The sequence below is a fragment of the Filomicrobium insigne genome (assembly GCF_900104305.1).
GTDB lineage: Bacteria > Pseudomonadota > Alphaproteobacteria > Rhizobiales > Hyphomicrobiaceae > Filomicrobium > Filomicrobium insigne.
This window is the reverse complement of the sequence record NZ_FNJC01000003.1, coordinates 659054-676442: the sequence shown is the minus strand read 5'-3', so window position 1 is coordinate 676442 and position 17389 is coordinate 659054. Positions and strand designations below refer to the sequence as shown.

The 17389-nt window shown below is 57.3% G+C and carries 17 protein-coding genes and 1 tRNA gene; 9 read left to right on the top strand and 9 right to left on the bottom strand.

All coding sequences use genetic code 11. The annotated features are described in order from the left end of the window. Positions 1-20: 20 nt before the first annotated feature. Both BLS30_RS13250 and carA read right to left on the bottom strand, forming a co-directional pair. Positions 21-1154 carry a ChaN family lipoprotein gene (locus BLS30_RS13250; RefSeq protein WP_090229302.1) on the bottom strand — a complete coding sequence of 378 codons (1134 nt, stop codon included), beginning with the start codon at positions 1152-1154 and terminating at the stop codon, positions 21-23. Continuing rightward, entirely contained in the window at positions 1151-2323 is a 1173-nt protein-coding gene (gene carA, locus BLS30_RS13245; RefSeq protein ID WP_342027546.1) for a glutamine-hydrolyzing carbamoyl-phosphate synthase small subunit, read from the bottom strand. Before carA ends, BLS30_RS13250 begins: the two co-directional genes overlap by 4 nt. Positions 2324-2772: 449 nt before the next feature. Between carA and BLS30_RS13240 the strand changes: the two genes are divergently transcribed. The 3 genes from BLS30_RS13240 (at position 2773) to rpoD (ending at position 7713) form a co-directional block, all read left to right on the top strand. Further along, positions 2773-3240 carry a GatB/YqeY domain-containing protein gene (locus BLS30_RS13240; RefSeq protein WP_046478632.1) on the top strand — a complete coding sequence of 156 codons (468 nt, stop codon included), beginning with the start codon at positions 2773-2775 and terminating at the stop codon, positions 3238-3240. Positions 3241-3541: 301 nt separating this feature from the next. Further along, complete coding sequence (gene dnaG / locus BLS30_RS13235; RefSeq protein ID WP_090229299.1) at positions 3542-5476, top strand: DNA primase; 1935 nt, start codon at positions 3542-3544, stop codon at positions 5474-5476. Between the two features lie 251 nt (positions 5477-5727). Further along, on the top strand, positions 5728-7713 hold the full coding sequence (rpoD, locus tag BLS30_RS13230) for an RNA polymerase sigma factor RpoD (RefSeq protein WP_046478634.1): 1986 nt from the start codon (positions 5728-5730) through the stop codon (positions 7711-7713). Positions 7714-7798: 85 nt separating this feature from the next. On the opposite strand, the gene BLS30_RS13225 is transcribed toward rpoD, so the two are convergent. Next, entirely contained in the window at positions 7799-8764 is a 966-nt protein-coding gene (locus tag BLS30_RS13225; protein WP_139165348.1) for a cupin-like domain-containing protein, read from the bottom strand. 192 nt (positions 8765-8956) lie between these two features. Next, positions 8957-9931: an oxygen-dependent tRNA uridine(34) hydroxylase TrhO gene (trhO, locus tag BLS30_RS13220; RefSeq protein WP_046478635.1), complete on the bottom strand. Its 975-nt coding sequence runs from the start codon at positions 9929-9931 to the stop codon at positions 8957-8959. 151 nt (positions 9932-10082) lie between these two features. Between trhO and BLS30_RS13215 the strand changes: the two genes are divergently transcribed. The 4 genes from BLS30_RS13215 to BLS30_RS13200 are packed head-to-tail and all read left to right on the top strand — an operon-like array spanning position 10083 to position 12409. Continuing rightward, a complete protein-coding gene (locus tag BLS30_RS13215; RefSeq protein WP_046478636.1) occupies positions 10083-10517 on the top strand; it encodes a ketosteroid isomerase-related protein in 435 nt (144 codons plus the stop codon). Positions 10518-10554: 37 nt separating this feature from the next. Next, positions 10555-10914: an aspartate 1-decarboxylase gene (gene panD, locus BLS30_RS13210; RefSeq protein WP_046478637.1), complete on the top strand. Its 360-nt coding sequence runs from the start codon at positions 10555-10557 to the stop codon at positions 10912-10914. Then, the gene (locus BLS30_RS13205; RefSeq protein WP_046478638.1) at positions 10911-11504 is read left to right on the top strand and encodes a GNAT family N-acetyltransferase; all 594 of its coding nucleotides are present in this window, start codon (positions 10911-10913) and stop codon (positions 11502-11504) included. Before panD ends, BLS30_RS13205 begins: the two co-directional genes overlap by 4 nt. Beyond that, entirely contained in the window at positions 11501-12409 is a 909-nt protein-coding gene (locus BLS30_RS13200) for a carbon-nitrogen hydrolase family protein (protein WP_090229294.1), read from the top strand. The genes BLS30_RS13205 and BLS30_RS13200 overlap by 4 nt, the downstream gene beginning before the upstream one ends. 64 nt (positions 12410-12473) lie before the next feature. On the opposite strand, the gene BLS30_RS13195 is transcribed toward BLS30_RS13200, so the two are convergent. Further along, a complete protein-coding gene (locus BLS30_RS13195; protein WP_052744131.1) occupies positions 12474-13190 on the bottom strand; it encodes an SIMPL domain-containing protein in 717 nt (238 codons plus the stop codon). Between the two features lie 119 nt (positions 13191-13309). On the opposite strand from BLS30_RS13195, the gene BLS30_RS13190 reads away from it, so the two are divergent. Continuing rightward, positions 13310-13385 (top strand) — tRNA-Ile (locus BLS30_RS13190). 55 nt (positions 13386-13440) lie between these two features. After that, positions 13441-14493, top strand: coding sequence for a mitochondrial fission ELM1 family protein (locus BLS30_RS13185; RefSeq protein ID WP_139165347.1), 1053 nt, complete (start codon positions 13441-13443; stop codon positions 14491-14493). Positions 14494-14498: 5 nt separating this feature from the next. Here the strand turns inward: BLS30_RS13185 and BLS30_RS13180 are convergent, their stop codons facing one another. The 4 genes from BLS30_RS13180 to BLS30_RS13165 all read right to left on the bottom strand — a co-directional run bounded on the left by BLS30_RS13180 (position 14499) and on the right by BLS30_RS13165 (position 17081). Next, complete coding sequence (locus BLS30_RS13180; RefSeq protein ID WP_046478641.1) at positions 14499-14876, bottom strand: cyclophilin-like family protein; 378 nt, start codon at positions 14874-14876, stop codon at positions 14499-14501. A 29-nt stretch (positions 14877-14905) separates the two neighbouring features. Further along, complete coding sequence (locus BLS30_RS13175; RefSeq protein ID WP_052743946.1) at positions 14906-15355, bottom strand: cyclophilin-like family protein; 450 nt, start codon at positions 15353-15355, stop codon at positions 14906-14908. 62 nt (positions 15356-15417) lie between these two features. Then, the gene (locus tag BLS30_RS13170; RefSeq protein WP_046478642.1) at positions 15418-16665 is read right to left on the bottom strand and encodes a beta-ketoacyl-[acyl-carrier-protein] synthase family protein; all 1248 of its coding nucleotides are present in this window, start codon (positions 16663-16665) and stop codon (positions 15418-15420) included. Positions 16666-16805: 140 nt separating this feature from the next. Then, positions 16806-17081: an acyl carrier protein gene (locus BLS30_RS13165; RefSeq protein WP_046478643.1), complete on the bottom strand. Its 276-nt coding sequence runs from the start codon at positions 17079-17081 to the stop codon at positions 16806-16808. Positions 17082-17389 lie beyond the last annotated feature (308 nt).

Below are 17389 nucleotides of genomic sequence, written 5' to 3'. Positions count from 1 at the left end.
ATCATCCTTTAAACGATCAACTACGGCTTCACATCTGTGGCTCTATTCCGCGCCGGTTCAGATTTCTTTTCAGTTGAAGGGGTTGGAGCACCTTTGCTCATATCTTTTCGCATCTTCTCGCACGGGTCAGGCCTGTCAGTGCGCGGTGTAAAAACGACGTAATCAACCGCAGGTTTCCCTTCAGGCGTACTGTCAACGTATGCTGCGGGGTTCGTTTCGCCAGGGCGGAGCTCCACATGTGCAATACTGACGATTTGCTTCGGGGTGACACCTCGTGCCATGAGGAAAAAAGGAACTCCACGGTCGCGTCGAACATGGCCGTTGCCTGCGATGAGTATGGCTCCCTTGTAGGGGCCGACTGATAGCATGGCGTCCGCCATGGTGGCATCGCGGAAGCGTTGGACGCGGGCCATGGCGGGGAACGCAGCCTCCGGAATCAGCCCACAGTGACTTTTTCCGATTTCCGCTGTGAGTGCATTTTCCAGATCACTTGAGAACGCGATATCGAGGCCCAATCGCTTAATCTCGCCTTGTGAAAGAGCGTTGTCCCAGTCCTTGGAGACCTTGCGGCTCAGCTCCTTCGACGGGCTTGCTGGTACGATCACGAGCTGTTCGTAGAGCGCCTGGGATATAATTGGTTCGTATATCTTGAAATCCGGCCAGCCTGACTTGTCCCATTCAAGAAAACGGGCAAGCGCCTTTGGGGGGCGAGGGCGTGGAACTTCTACATCGCGCCCGTAGAACCTATCGAGAGCCGCATATTGATCGGCACGGATCATTTCCATGGCGATGATGTCGATCTGCGGTTGCCCCTCAACGATGCGGGCGCCGCGCAGTTTAGAGACCGCCCGGATGGCCCAGGCTTGCCACAAATGGTGATCTGGATTGTCGTGAATTTCGCCGAGCAGCACGAAGCGTGCGAGTGCCAGCGCGCGGCCCATATCTTGTGCTGAGACAACGGTGTTCGAGGCTGTCGCGTAGATTTTCCCAACGAGCGGGTGATCACGGTCGAGTGTGGAAACCCAGTCCGTTGGAGGTGAGGGGACATCTCGATTGTCGGCTCGCGGAGCCGATACGTTCACGAGCATCAGTATCAAGATGAGCGCGACGAACGTAGCGACTGGGCGCCGTAGCATCGAGAAAAGTGTCTTCACCGTGCCACCGATCCCGCAGGCATCGAGCGCTTATGCTCCCGGATGAGTTCCATAAACCGCGTGAAAAGGTAGTGGCTATCCTGTGGGCCGGGAGAAGCTTCTGGATGGTATTGTACGGAGAAAACCGGTTTACCTTCCAACGTGATCCCGCAATTGCTGCCGTCGAAGAGCGATCGGTGGGTTTCCTTTACGCCGTCTGGGAGACTCTCGCGATCAACCGTAAACCCATGATTCATGGATGTAATTTCGACTTTTCCCGTCGCGTGGTCCTTGACTGGGTGATTGGCGCCGTGATGCCCCTGGTGCATCTTTCTGGTTTTAGCTCCGAGGGCTAAAGACAGCATCTGATGACCGAGGCAGATGCCGAACATCGGCAACCCCGTATCGATCAACTTCTTGATCTCTGGCACCGCATAAGTGCCTGTGGCGGCCGGATCGCCTGGGCCGTTGGATAGAAAGATGCCGTCGGGCTGGCGTTCAAGAACGTCGGTGGCCGTTGCTGTGGCGGGCAGAACTGTAACACGGCATCCGGCACTGGCCAGGCAACGCAAAATGTTGCGTTTAAGGCCATAATCAATAGCGACCACGTGGAATTCGGGATTCTCCTGCCGCTCGTATCCGACATTCCAGCGCCAGCGCATCTCATCCCACGTATAGGATTGTCCGGTGGTAACGTCCGGCACGAGATCCATGCCATCAAGCCCTGGCCATGCCGCAGCATCGGCGGCCATCTTCTCGATATCGAATTTGCCGGAGGGTTCGTGTGCGATGACGGCATTCGGCATGCCCTGCTTGCGAATGAGCGCGGTCAAAGCCCGGGTATCTATGCCGCCGATCGCAATAATGTTGCGAGCCTTCAACCATTGATCGAGGTGGGCCGTCGCACGGTAGTTGGAGGGATCACTGATTGGTGCGCGCAGTACACAGCCACGGACGGCGGACGTAGCAGCGAGATTGGAGGTTTCGCCGTCTTCGTCATTAACGCCGACGTTGCCAATGTGCGGAAATGTGAATGTGATGATCTGGCCGGCATAGGAGGGATCAGTCAGAATTTCCTGATAGCCGGTCATCGCCGTGTTGAAGCAGACTTCACCGATTGCAGAGCCGGTGGCGCCCAGTCCTTGACCTGAAATGACTGTGCCGTCCGCCAAAACAAGGCGTGCCGTCAAGGGTTCGTCATCCCATGAGGCCGGAGCGTCTTTGAAGGGGGTTGAAGTCAACTCGAACTGTCCCGATGTTGCATTGCCGCGGGCCCGATATAAGGCGTTCGGCGGGCAGATACAGCCCTGCCGCTCGTTCCAGTAACCGGAAATATCATTAAGGTTGTGTGCTTATCGGCTGGTGGCGGGAAGTCAAGAGAGCCTAGCTCAAGTTTCCATACTCCCCGACGTTCTATGCGACTTTTTTCGACAACAGGCTAAATACGTGAAGGGTGCTTGCAGGTATTGGCCTTGCCCTCTAAACCACGCGGGACTTGCCGCCGCGAAAAGCGCGATATCGGCACACAACGGCTCAGGTAGACACTGGCGCCACTTTTGGCCATGGATACAGACAGTTCCGGCACATAGGCGTCCCGCAGCCCAGCTCCCGGCTGTGGAATTTACGTTATGGAGGCGATATGCGCGAACGCATCAACCAAGCGATGAAGGACGCAATGAAATCTGGCGAGAAGGCCAGGGTTTCGACTTTGCGGCTCATAAACGCGGCAATTAAGGACCGCGACATCGCCGCACGTGCCGATGAAAAGGGACAGACGACCGGCAAAGACCGCGCGGACGAGCAAGATATACTCGCATTGCTGCAAAAGATGATTAAGCAGCGCCGCGAAGCGGCCGACACCTACCGTCAGGCAGGCCGGATCGAGTTGGCCGAGAAGGAAGAAGCCGAGATTCCCATCATCGAAGAGTTTCTGCCGCAGCAGATGAACGAGACAGAGATGCGTGCGGCCGTGAAGACCGTTATGGATGAGGTGGGCTGCAGCGGCTTGAAGGACATGGGACGCACCATGGGTGTGCTGAAGGAACGATTTGCCGGTCAAATGGACTTCGGCCGGGCCAGCGCGATGGTCAAAGAGGAACTGAAGTAGCCTCTTTGAACCAAGTTCCTGTGGAAAGCGGGTAGAGAGCATGGCGCTTTGCTTGCTCCAGGCCTACCCCAGGACGAATCGCTCTAATCTCTGTGGATAGCGTCGTTTTTTGTGCGCTCTCATGAAGCGTTCGAGCCTTATCTGCGCGTTGGTGCGGATGACGCGAGCGCTGCAAGCGGGGTTGAAGGCGATGTCGCGCCTCAATCAAGGGGAAAATCGAGATCGCTAAAAAATCTGCAGGCAGGCTCGCCCGGCAGGTTGAGGGCGATACGGTTAGAGAACTGCGATCGAGATACCGCTGATGCGTTTTCCACCTCACATTCTCGATGAGATTCGCTCACGCCTGTCTGTCAGTCAGGTGGTTGGGCGCAAGGTGGCGTTGAAAAAGCAAGGGCGTGAATTCGCAGGCTTGTCCCCCTTTAAGACTGAAAAGACGCCTTCCTTTTTCGTGAATGATCAGAAGGGGTTCTACCATTGCTTCGCTTCGGGTGAGCATGGTGACATCTTCACGTTTCTGATCAAGACGGAAGGTTTGTCGTTTCCTGAGGCCGTCGAGCGTCTGGCGGAAGAAGCGGGTGTTACGCTGCCAAAACCGGCGCCGCGCGATCCCGAATCCCGGGCGCAGGAAGACGAACGGGAACGTCTTTACCGCCTCCTGGAAACGTCGGCGAAGTTCTTCGAAGATCAGTTGCATACGCGCGATGGCCGGGAAGCGAGCGGCTATCTTGTTCGCCGCGGCCTAAGTGAAGCGACGGTCAGCGGGTTTCGCTTGGGATATGCGCCTCATGATCGGACACGGCTGAAAACCTATCTAAGTGCGGCGGGTTTCACCGAACGTGAGATGATCACGTCGGGAATGTTGATCGGCGGGCCGGATATTCCAACCTCGTATGATCGTTTTCGCCATCGCGTGATGTTCCCGATCACCGATCATAAGAGCCGGGTGATCGCATTTGGTGGACGCGCCCTCGATGATGGCCAGCCTGCTAAGTATCTCAATTCGCCCGACACGCCGTTGTTTCATAAGGGTTGGGTTCTTTTCAATCTTGCGGCGGCTAGGCCGGCCGCGCATGAGGCTTCGCGCATCATCGTTGTCGAAGGCTATATGGACGTGATTGCTTTGGCGCAGGCTGGCGTCAAGGAAGCGGTCGCGCCGTTGGGTACCGCATTGACGCAAGAACAGGTGCAGCTGTTGTGGCGGATGGCTCCCGAACCCATCTTATGCTTCGACGGCGACAGCGCTGGGCGCAAAGCGGCGAATCGAGCGCTCGATACTGCTCTTCCGCATCTGAAGCCTGGAGTTAGTTTGTCTTTCGCGTTCATGCCGGATGGGCTCGACCCGGATGATATGTTGCGCCAGTCAGGCCGAGAAGGGTTTGAAGGCGTTATGGTGCGGGCACGGGGCTTTGCCGATGTGCTGTTCTCCCGCGAGTGGGATGCAGGAGATTGGTCAACGCCGGAACGACGGGCGGGCCTGGAGTTGCAGATCCGCAAGTTGACCGCTCAAATTACGGATGACGCGGTGCGTTCTCACTATGAACGCGATATGCGCGATAGGTTGTTTAAGGCCTGGAGGCCGCAACCTGGAGCTGGTGCGCAGCCTGCGCATGCGTCAGGAAGTATGCGGAAACCTGCTTACGGTGCGCCGGCCGCCGCCGGCAAGTGGAGTAGTGGGCCTCCTGGTAAGGCTGCTCGACAAGGAACCCGCGTTGCAGCTAGCAGTAGTTTGAAGCAAAGCCGGCTGGTTGCCGCGGGTGGAGGGTTCCCGCAGAGAGAAGTGCTCCTGATACGGACATTGTTAAATCATCCGTGGCTTGTCGCCGATTACGCCGAGGAAATCGCCGATATTCAGTTCAGTGCAGAAGGATTGGCGAAGATCAGAGATGGGGTTCTATCTGCTCAAGCGACCGAGAAATCACTTGACAGAAACGAGCTTCGTTCTCATTTGACCTGTTTGGGACTTGACAAGTTCGTCGAACTTGTCGAGCGCTCTATTACGCACCGGTGCGATAAGTTTGTCGAACCCGAAGCCGACGCCGCAGAGGTGGAGACTGGCTTTTGCCACTCCCTCGCGCTCCATGAGAGCCAAGTCGGGCTTCAGAGTTCGCTTCGTGCGGCTTGGCACGAAGAAGACAGCAGCGCAGCATTGGCGCAGATCTGCGAGATCAAGCGGCAACCGTCGACGGAGGCGGAGCCTGCTCTTTCCCCAGTCAAGTCGGGGGATAGTGAGGCTTGAGAGTCGTGGGTCAACATTCAGGGCGAAGGGGCCGCCCATGCAAAGACAGGAACCGAACTTGCATGACGAATGATGGCAAGCCTACGAGAAATTCAGGCGGCACTTCGTCAGCGGTACTCGGGGATCGTTTGGCCACTTCCGACCCAAAACGAGGATTCAACACGAGATTCGATCGTACGTGAGCTGGCGGCAACAACGACGAGGCCGGCTGAACGTCGTCGAGGCCCAACACAACTAGGGTAATCGCGACCATGGCGAATGTGAAAGAAGAAGATCAGGCGAACGCGTCGAGTGCAGAGATCGAGCGCGACAGCCCGCTTCTCGATATGTCCGACCAGGCGGTCAAGCGCTTCATCAAAGCGGGTAAGGCACGCGGTTATGTTACATATGAAGAGCTGAATACCGTTCTGCCGTCTGAGGAGGTTTCCTCAGACCAGATCGAAGACCTTTACGCGATGCTCGCGGATATGGGCATCAACGTCGTCGAGTCCGACGATACCGAAGAGCGCGAGGGTGAAGAGCAATCTGAAGGCGAGGACGAAGAGGAAAGCCGCGCGCTGACTACGCAGGCCGTACCGGCGCGGGCTGAGACGAAGTCTGAACCTAGCGAGCGTACAGATGATCCCGTCCGCATGTATCTGCGGGAAATGGGATCGGTCGAACTGCTTTCGCGCGAAGGCGAAATTGCTATCGCGAAACGCATCGAGGCCGGTCGCGAGGCAATGATCGCAGGGCTTTGCGAAAGCCCGCTGACGTTCCAGGCCATCATCATCTGGCATGACGAGTTGAATGACGGGCGCATTCTCCTGCGCGACATCATCGACCTCGAAGCGACGTACGAAGGTCCGGAAGCCAAGGAGGCCGGCGAGGCCGAAAGTGCGAACGGCTCTACCGAAGAAGGTGGAGAAACCGAAGGCGAAGCGAACGCTGAAGGAGCCGAGAGCGAAGAAGACGAGGAGGACTTCGAGAACTCCATGTCTCTCGCGGCGATGGAAGCCGAACTGAAGCCTAAGGTTCTGGAAACCTTCGAGCGTATTGCGTCCAACTACAAAAAGCTTCGTAAACAACAGGATCGGATGCTTGAGCAGCAGGTGGCGGGTGATCAAGCCTCCAGCCAGCAGCAGCGCGCCTACGACAAGCTCCGCGATGAGATCATCACGGACGTCAAAAGCCTTTCGCTCAATAACAACCGTATCGAAAGCCTCGTTGAGCAGCTGTACGCCATCAACAAGCGGCTTGTTGGTTTCGAGGGGCGTCTGATGCGGCTCGCCGATTCCTGCGGTGTTTCACGGCAGGCCTTTATTGGCGAGTACTTCGGTAACGAACTCGACCAGACTTGGCTCGACCGCATGGCGCAGCAGGGCAAGAAGTGGGCGAACTTTATCAATAATGAACGTGCCCAGATCGACGTGATACGCGGTGATATTCACGAGCTGGCGAGTGAAACCGGCCTTGAGATTCCAGAGTTTCGGCGCATCGTAAAGGCGGTGCAGAAGGGCGAACGGGAAGCCCGCCAAGCCAAGAAGGAAATGGTCGAGGCGAACCTCCGGCTCGTGATCTCAATTGCGAAGAAATATACGAACCGTGGCCTGCAGTTCCTCGATCTCATCCAGGAGGGCAACATCGGTTTGATGAAGGCGGTCGATAAGTTTGAATATCGCCGCGGTTACAAATTCTCGACTTACGCGACGTGGTGGATCCGGCAGGCGATCACGCGGTCTATCGCGGACCAAGCTCGTACGATCCGTATTCCGGTGCACATGATCGAGACGATCAACAAGATCGTTCGTACATCGCGTCAGATGTTGCACGAAATCGGTCGGGAACCGACACCGGAAGAGCTGGCTGAGAAGCTCGCGATGCCACTTGAGAAGGTACGTAAGGTTCTCAAGATCGCGAAGGAGCCGATCTCGCTTGAAACGCCAATTGGCGACGAAGAAGATTCGCACCTCGGCGACTTCATCGAAGATCGCAATGCGGTGTTGCCAATCGATGCTGCGATTCAGTCGAACCTACGTGAGACCACAACACGGGTGCTTGCATCACTCACGCCGCGTGAAGAGCGCGTTCTGCGTATGCGCTTTGGTATCGGTATGAACACTGATCACACGCTGGAAGAGGTTGGTCAGCAGTTCTCGGTTACGCGTGAGCGCATTCGGCAGATTGAAGCCAAGGCTCTGCGTAAGCTGAAGCATCCGAGCCGTTCAAGGAAACTGCGTAGCTTCCTCGACAATTGATCGTGCATCACCCAACGATCTCCAAAACAAAAATAGGACCGCGCAATGCGGTCCTATTTCTTTCCGGGGGCAGTGATCTTGGTCGTCAGTATTGAGTAATGGCTTGCTGTTCTGCAGGGCTCAAATCGATGAGCGCGCCGGGCATTTCTTTGTTCAGTTTGAATGTCTGCATCATGCTGCGCTCGGTTGCAGCCTTGACGCCGACTTTCTTTGCCGCCAGAGCCGCCGCGCATTTCGCATAGGCCCCGATACCGTTCGCTGAGGTCGACCGGGGTTTGACGCCCAGACGGCGACGCATCAGGCCATTGGTGTAGTAAACGCCATAGCGGCGCTTGGTCTCCGGCGTGAAGTAATCCGTCGTGATGGAGACGTTGAGCCCTTCGAGATTGTCAACGCGGTGAGGGGCATTGTGCGGCCAGCTCAAGGCGTACCCTGGTTCGAGAACGATACTTTGAGCTGTCTGATCCCATGACTGGTCGTAGGGGATTTCCTCTTCGGTTTCGCGCAACATGATCCCTTCAAGGACTTCGTCGGGAAGGTGCGTCTTGTCGTTGGGGTCGTATAGCCAAACGCGCTTGCGGCCGCGCAAATGCCAGAGGGAAACCATCGGAATATCGGCGTGGTAGAGCACGCGTGCGCCGGGAGACGAGATCAGAAGGCTCGATTTATGTCCGCTGGTCGTGAGACCGGGGTTCATGCTTTCGATCTGGGCGAATGCATCCGCGACGAGGTCATCGTATTCCGGTGCGATCAGGTCGAAGCGACGGAGGCAGAGCCAGAGTCGTCCGTTGCGGATCGCCTCAAGCGCATACTCTCCCGACACCCCGTTGAGGTCGCCGTTGCGCCATTCCGGCTTCTGACTCTGCTGGGTCATCGTGGTTATCATATAGTATTCGCGCGGATAGCGTTCGATCAGGCGCGCGAGACGTTCGTCCGTGAATAGTCCGGACGAAAGGAAGTCATGTTGAAAATGGGACAGTCCCTTGCCGAATTGGGACATGTCGTTGTTCGGAAACGTGACGCTGCGCGGATGCTCGGTGTGTTGAACCACGGTTTTTTGCTCCTGTTGCCGGCCACAGGCGTCATAAAGGGCGCTCGGTGTGCTGAATTGATCTGGTGGCGTTTCAGGAAGCAAAGCTGAGGCCATGATCTGACCATAGGAGGCCTGCCGGGGATCAGATTTCTCCCAGCATTAATAATGTCTTGCGGCGTGTAAAGATACGTGTCGGAAGCGCGAAGCGAGCTATCGGCGTCGCGCGTTCGACGGTGCTGGTTGGAAATGGTTCTGACCGCGAGCTTCTGCGAGATCTATCTGGCGCTGCCGATCCGCTGCGCGATTCAGTCGCTCTGGATCAGCCTCAGTCGCGCACTTTTCACACTCTTTAGTTGCATAACCTCCACCCTGGCCGGTCGGCGACGAAATCGGTTCCCGGCAGACGGAGCACAGTTGGTAGGAGCCAACCTTTAATTCGTGGCGAAGGGAGACGCGTTCGTCGAATACGAAGCACTCACCCTTCCAGAGGCTTTCATCTGCGGGGACATCCTCCAGGTATTTCAGGATGCCGCCTTTGAGATGGTAGACCTCCTCGAAGCCTTGCTGTTTGAGCAAAGCGGTGGCCTTTTCGCAGCGGATCCCGCCGGTGCAAAACATTGCGACCCTGGGCTTTTTACCAGCGTCAAGATTTTCGCGGACCCACTCTGGAAACTCTCGGAATGATTGGGTCATTGGATTGATGGCGCGTGTGAATGTTCCGATCGCGACTTCGTAGTCGTTGCGGGTATCTATCAGGATCGTTTCCGGATCAGATATCAGCTCGTTCCAGTCGGCAGGATCGACATACGTGCCCACCGTCGTGCGTGGGTCGATACCCTCAACGCCCATTGTCACGATCTCGCGCTTGAGGCGCACCTTCATGCGCTTGAAGGGCTGCGTGGCGGCTGGCGACTCTTTCCACTCGACATCGTCGCATCCAGGAACCGCCCGGATCGCAGCAAAGAGGCGGTCTATCGCTTGCCGGGTTCCGGCAACGGTTCCATTGAGGCCTTCCGATGCAAGAAGCAGGGTGCCCCGTATCGCCTCGCGCTCGCACAGGGCGAACAGCTGATCGCGGAGTGCGGAGCAATCTTCGATTGCGGTAAACTTGTATAGGGCGGCGACGGTGATTCCGCTTGCTGGTTGGGCCACGTCGTGATCCCCAGGTTCGATTTCTGTTCTCATGCGTCTGCAGATAGCGCGTGGTGGCACTGTGTGCAAGATCGCCATCTTTACTTCGCCGGATAACTGCGGCGCTTCATGACTTGGCCAGGACGAGCGTGGCTGCTAAGCAGAGTTTCGATTTTCAGCATATCGCATGGGAGAACAATCGCCGATGAGCGACAATGCAGCGCAATCCGCCGCTCGCCAAGAGACGGCTGCTTTGATCCGCCGCTATTATGACGCGTTTAATGCCGGTGATTCTGACACGATGCTTTCGTTCCTGACGGATGACGTCATTCACGACGTTAACCAGGGCGAGCGGCGTCAAGGTAAAGAGAAGTTTGCCGCATTCAACGCGCGTATGGCGCATCACTATCGCGAGCAGCTCGAAGACGTCGCTGTCATGGTCGGACGCGATGGTACCCGGGCCGCGGCTGAATTTAACGTCGTTGGCACCTATCTCAATACTGACCAGGGTCTGCCAGAGGCCAAGGGTCAAACCTACCGGTTGCCGGCGGGGACTTTTTTTGAAGTGCGGGCGGGGAAAATCGCGCGCGTTACGACGTATTACAACCTCACAGATTGGATCGCGCAGGTTGCCGGCTGACGTTCCAGCCAGAGCCTCGCCATCACGGAGCCTGCCTATGCTCGTTACGATGCTGAAATGCAAACTGCATCGCGCCACCGTTACGGAATGCGACCTCAACTACGAAGGATCGATCTCGATCGATCCAGAGTTGATTGCAGCGGCCGGGCTTTTGCTCAACGAGCGCGTGGAGATCTATGACATCGATAACGGCAATCGCTTTGCCACCTACGTCATTGAAGGCGCTCCGGGTTCCGGTGTCATCGGTCTGAACGGTGCGGCCGCGCGCCTCGTTTGTGTGGGCGACAAGCTCATCATCTGTGCTTACGCTCAAATGGAAGAACGTGAAGCCCGCAACTGGCAGCCGACCGTTGTTATATGCGATGCCAACAATAGACCACAGAAGCTGCGGATATGAACCTGACTGTCGATTCTCTGACCGGCGATCAGTTGAAATCAGTACTGCCGGATCTGGCGCGCTTGCGGATCGCCGTATTCCGGGCTTGGCCTTATCTTTACGAGGGCTCAGCGGCCTATGAGGAAGAGTATCTGGCCAAGTTCGCCGCGGGTCGTGGCGCGGTCTGCATTGTTGCCCGTGACGGCGACAAAGTGGTCGGGGCGTCCACGGCCTCGCCCATGGTCGAGACCGATGCTGAGTTCATTGAGCCCTTCGAGTCCGCAGGGTACGATATTTCGAAAGTGTTTTACTGCGGAGAGTCAGTGCTGCTGAAAGAGTACCGCGGGCACGGTCTTGGGCATGCATTTTTCGATGGCCGTGAAGAGCACGCGAGGAAACTTGGTGGCTTCGATATCTCGACGTTTTGCCGTGTCGTGCGTCCCGATAATCATCCGTTGAAAGAGCCTGGGTATGTGCCGCTCGATGCGTTCTGGCGTAAGCGCGGCTATGCCCCGGTAGAAGGGCTCGTAGCGCACTATTCCTGGAAGGATATCGGCGAGGACGAGGAGACCTCAAAGCCGATGCAATTTTGGGTGAAGGCGCTGACATGACATTCCGTAAAACGCTGACCGTCGCCTCGGCGCAATATCCGATTGGCGAGCCCAAGAGCTTGTTCGAATGGCAAGACAAGGTTGCAGAGTGGGTGGCGGATGGCGCCAACAGCGGCGCTGAGTTGTTGTTGTTCCCTGAATATGCGGCGATGGAGCAGGCCGCCATTCACGGGATTGAAGTCGCTAGCGATTTGCGGCGTAGCCTTGCTGCCGTCGCGGAGATGGCCGGCGAGCGAGTTGCCTTCCACGCAGCGCTCGCAAAAGAACATGGCGTTCATATCCTTGTTGGCAGCGGCCCCGTCATAGGCTCAGATGAGCGCTATCTCAATGCCGCTCAGTTGGTGACGCCGGACGGCAATATTGGCGAACAGACGAAGCTCATGATGACGCCGTTCGAACGCGATTGGGGCATCTCTTCGGGTGGTCCCGCTCGTGTGTTTGAGACTTCGTTGGGGCGAGTCGGCATCGTGATTTGTTACGACAGTGAATTTCCGCTCATTGCGCGGTCTATGGCCGCCGCCGGCGCTGAGTTGTTGCTTGTTCCTTCCTGTACGGAATTCGTTTCGGGCTATCATCGGGTCCGTACGGGCGCGCTTGCCCGCGCGTTGGAAAATCAGATTGCCTGTGTGACGAGCCCGACGATTGGTGACGCGCCGTGGTCTCCTGCGGTCGATCGCAACAATGGTGCGGCTGGTATTTTCGTGCCTTCCGAACATGGGGTGTCGGATAGTGGTGCGTTGGCGGAGGGCGGCTTGAATTCTCCGGGTTGGGTGTCTGCGACGATCGACTTTGAAGGTCTTCGCCGGCTACGGTCAGCCGGGGAGATGCGTAATTTCACAGACTGGGCCCTGCAGCCCGGGGTTGAGGACAATGGCAGCTCCGCGGAAGTCATCAGCCTCATTTAAGTTGCGATAGCGATGTCGCGGTCCAATTCAACCCGCAACATCGCTTCGGACCTTCTCAGTTCTTTCAGTCGAGTTCCCACGTCACCGTAACGCGTGCTTCCAGAGTTTCCTGGCCTGGCGCGACAGGAACGGCTGAGGCCATCTTTGCGGCGCGGAACATCGGGCGCGGTCCGCCCTCTTCTGAGGAGACGTCTTCGGAAATGCGGACGACGTCCCCGACTTTGGCTCCGGCGGCCGTGGCATAGAGCTTGGCGCGACGTTGCGCGTTTGCGATAGCCTCGCGACGGGCGTCATCCTTCAACGTCTCTGCGTTGGTGACGATAAAGTTCATCCCCTGCATCTGATTGGCGCCGAGAGAAACCATAAGGTCCAGGATTTCACCGAGCTTAGGCAGGTCACGGACGAGTACGTTGACGGAGTTGTTGACGCTGTAGCCGACAAGTTTGGGAGGCCCACCATCCTTGGGGTTATGCTCGTGACGTGGATGTATGCTGAAGTTGGATGTCTGGATGTCTTTGTCAGTGATGCCAGCAGCCTTCAGCCCGTCAATCAGGTTGCTCATGCTCTTCGTGTTCGTATCGAGCGCCTCCCGGGCGGTGGCAGCTTCGCTGACGACACCGCTCATGATGCTGGCGGCGTCAGGATCGACCTCAACCGAGGCGGAGGCTGAGACAGTGACAGTGCGTTTCATATCGTCGGCCTTGGATGGGGAAATGGCAGTCATGCCGAAGAACAGGACGGCGGCTGCAAAAGTGGCAATTTGGCGCTGTGACAGGGTCATGTTGTCCTCGATTATTGTCGTCGAATGAATAATAACGACGATTGGCACAAAAAGAGGGCTCAAGAGGCATTTAGCGCTACGCGCAAGTCTGCTAAGAACCCGCTTTCGGCGTAATGGAGGGGCCCGTAGCTCAACGGTTAGAGCGGGCGGCTCATAACCGTCTGGTTGCAGGTTCGAATCCTGCCGGGCCCACCACGCGCTGCCTGCCTTTGGGCTTCCCCAACGGCGTTTTCCAAGTCGACCTCGATTGGTGAAGCAAACCGGGGATGCGATGCGCGCGCTCGAAGCCCTGATCTTATCGGATGGCCGGCCGGGCCATTATTCCCTGTCAGAGGGCATCGTGACCGCGATTGCGCAGGTACGCGAGGTCAATCTTCGGCGCATGCAGGTTGAGCGTCCCTGGTGGTTACCTGCGCGTGCGCTCTCCTACCTCGTCAATTATGGCGTATCGCCTGAGCAAATCCTGCGTCGGGTTTATGGCGTTGACGCGCATGCCTTGGGCTCTCCCGACCTTATCGTGTCTGCTGGCGGAGATACATTGGCGGCCAATATCTCCGCTGCACGTGTGACGGGTGCTGCGAATGTTTTCTATGGTTCTCTGCGCCGTTATCGCCCGAGCGACTTCTCGCTCGTGCTTACATCTTACGCGGAGCAGGCGAAGGGCCCCAACCGCCTGATGACTTTGAAGCCCAGTTCGAACAATCCGGACGAAGCGGAAGCAGCAGGGTCAAGGCCCGTTCGAGCGCCAGGGGACTTTCCACGTGTCGCGGGTCTCATCATTGGTGGAGATGCGGGAACGGTGCGCTACACGGATGAAGACTGGCGAGAGCTTCTGGTGTTCATTTCCGAGTGTGCAGAACTCTGGGGGACGCGTTGGATCGTTTCTAATGCGCCGAGAACGCCGGATCTCGTGTCGGGAATGCTTGCCGGGATGACGGGACCGCAAAGGGCGGTGCAGCAGTTCATCGATATCAGGCAGGTGGGACCGGGCACTCTTGGACCCTTGCTGACCGACTCCGAAGTTATCGTCTGTACTGCGGATTCAAGCACGATGCTTTCCGAGTGCGTGTGGATGCGCCGTCCGGTTGTATCGGTCACGCCACGTGGGTGGGCTCTACCGGCAAACGAGGCTTCGTACCGGGAATGGCTTTCAGCCAATGGCTGGGCCAAGCAGCTTCCGATTGCTCAATTGAATCCTGATAGCTTTTTGGACGTCCTTGATGCCATAGAGCCGCTCGACGTCAATCCGCTCGACAAGCTTGCCGAAGAGCTCAAAGAGCGTCTGTCGCTTCTCATTGAGTAGTGGCTTCAGCTATCGGCTTCGATGATCGCAATATGCTCGCCTGCATGTACGCCGCGCAATTGGCGCACGTCGTCCAGAGCCTGGGCCCAGATGTTACATGGGCTAACGAGTCGGATTTCACCCTTACGGGAAATGGGGGTCGGCCCAAAGCCGATTGCGATGGCGACGCCGTCTGGCCAAAAGGCGATCTCACCGGCTTCCACGACGTCCCGTGCGTCAGGCTCGCGGACATTTTCAACTGGGGCTTCAAAGTAGATTTCTTCGCCCCAGGTGCGGGCGTTGGCGTATATCGGCAGGTTTTCCCAGATCCGATTAGCGGTCGGTGTGTCGAGGAGGCGTGCGCGGATCGCCACCTCTCCCGAACGGATGAGAATTTCGCGCATCGAACCCTCCCAAGTACGTCACGCTGATTTCAGCCGTTCGCTGCGGCCTTGATTGTTACCTTCTCACCGGGCGTCACGCTCTGCAATACGGATGTGTCGTCTATGGCCCGCGCCAGAACGTTGCAGGGGGAGGGGAGGCGGATTTCGCCCGAGCGCGAGATGGGGGTTTGGCCGAACGGGATTAGGAGGCGTTCTTCATGGCTCCAGAAGTATATGTAGCCATGTTCTCCGTTTAACCGCGCGTTGCGTTCCCGGCCACTGCGTACGGGAATTTCGAAATGAAGGCTGTCGCCCCAGCGTTCCGCAGTCGAGAATAGCGGCAATGCCGCCCAGATGCGGTCCGCTCCCGGTGTATCGAGCAGTTGGGCGCGGAGTTTGGCTTTACCCGCAGTTATCTCAATGATGCGTGGTGCGCGCGAGGTTGGTTTGGGCTGGGGACGTGGGGGCTTGTCGCGCGAACGCAGGAAGTTCGTCGGCATGACCGGCTATCCCAGAAGTTGTGGCCGAGCAGCTGCCCGGCCACGTTATCTGCGCGTGATCGTCAGGCAGCCGGTGCTGGGCCGAAGACCAGAACCGCGTTCAGGCCGCCGAAGGCGAAGGAGTTCGACATTGTGTATGTGACCTCCATTTCGCGGCCTTTGTTGGGCACGTAATCGAGATCGCAGGCTGGATCTGGATCGGTCAGACCGATCGTCGGCGGGACCCAGTTTTCTTCCATTGCCTTGATGCACGCGACAGCTTCGATGCCACCGCCCGCACCTAGCGGGTGGCCATGCATCGATTTCGTCGACGAGATTGCCAGCTTACGGGCGTGATCGCCGTATACTTGCTTGATGGCGTTCGTCTCGTTTTCGTCGTTGATGGCGGTCGCCGTGCCATGCGCGTTGAGATAGTCGATTTTTTCCGGCTCAAGCTCCGCGTCAAGCAGTGCGAGACGCATGGCTTCGCTCGGGCCTTCGACTCCGGGGTTGACCATATCGCGGGCGTCCGAAGTGCTGCCGTATCCAACGATCTCAGCCAGGATGTTCGCGCCACGCTTGCGGGCGTGCTCCAGCTCTTCAATGACGAGGATACCGGCGCCTTCTCCGAGCACCGTACCGTTGCGCTTCTTGTCGAACGGGAAGCAGCCTTCCGGCGACAGAACGTGAAGGGCCTGCCAGGCTTTCATGGTGCCGTAGTTGATGACGGATTCGGAAGCGCCAGCGATTGCGACGTCGACAACGCCGCGACGGATATATTCAAGCGCCAAGCCGATTGCGTGGGTTGCTGTGGAGCAAGCCGAACACGTCGCAAAGGTCGGGCCCTTGATGCCGTATTCGATACCGACGTGCGCTGCTGCCGACGAACCGATGATCCGCAAAAGTGTCAGTGGATGGGTCGCGCGCTTGTTGTGGATGAAGAGATTTCGATAGGCCTCTTCGTAGGTGGTTAGGCCTCCGGCACCGGAGCCGATGATGCATGCCGTCCGGTACGGGTCAGCGACGGGCATCTCGAGGCCCGATTGCTTGACGGCTTCATCTGCCGCCGCACCCGCGAACCAGGAGTAGCGGTCAGCGTGCATGATGATCTTGTCACGGCTGAAGTGCTTCAGACGGGCCTTATGGTCGAAATTCTTGATCTGGGCCGCGATCAGGATTTTGAGATCTTCTAACGGGAAGCCGCCAAGCTCGCTTACGCCGCACTTGCTTTGCTTCATCGAATCCCAAAACTCTGGGACGGTGGTACCAATCGGAGTCACGACTCCAGTACCGGTCACGACGACGCGGCGCCTGCCGTTCGTTTCAGTCATTGTTTTTCCAATTCTCCGGCGCAGGACCCGTTAAAAAGCGAACCCCGTACAATAGCGCTAACATGGTTTGGCGCGCCGTGGCGCGACGAGTCCGTCAGGGAACTCCGCCTTCACGCGTGAATGCGGAGATCACGGACAGGTCAAGCCTTCGCAGCTGCAGCACCACCGCTGCTGGCTTCGACGAGCGCGCGGACCTTATCGACAACAGAGCCGACTGTCTTAAAGTCTTCGACGTCTTCATTGGCGTTGTAGGGGATCTCAATACCGAAGGTGTCTTCGATATCGAAAACAATCATCGCGAGATCTAATGACTCGATCGACAAGTCCTGAAGTTCTGTCGAGAGTGCGATATCGTCTCTCGGCTCCTTCATATGCTTCTTCAGAATATCGACAATTTTCGATGCGACTTCGTCCATCTCGCTCTCCTCCCCTAAGTCTTTAAACAAGGGGACCCTTAAATTTCGGTTTCTGACAGTTGAAGGCCCAGGACTATGACAGCTGCGGCGTGACATATACGCAATCGCCGAGCAAGTCTAGCCGCGACCGACCTTACCTTCGTGACCGTCATTATGGCGGCCACGATGACGATATCGCAAGATGCGTGCCGGTTCTGTATCGCACGTTACGTCCACGTTCCCGATGCAGGCACGATCAGCTCTGCTGATGGCGTTCGCCGATGGAAACGTATTGTATGAATGCTTAGCTATTCCTTCAGTAGGCCCGT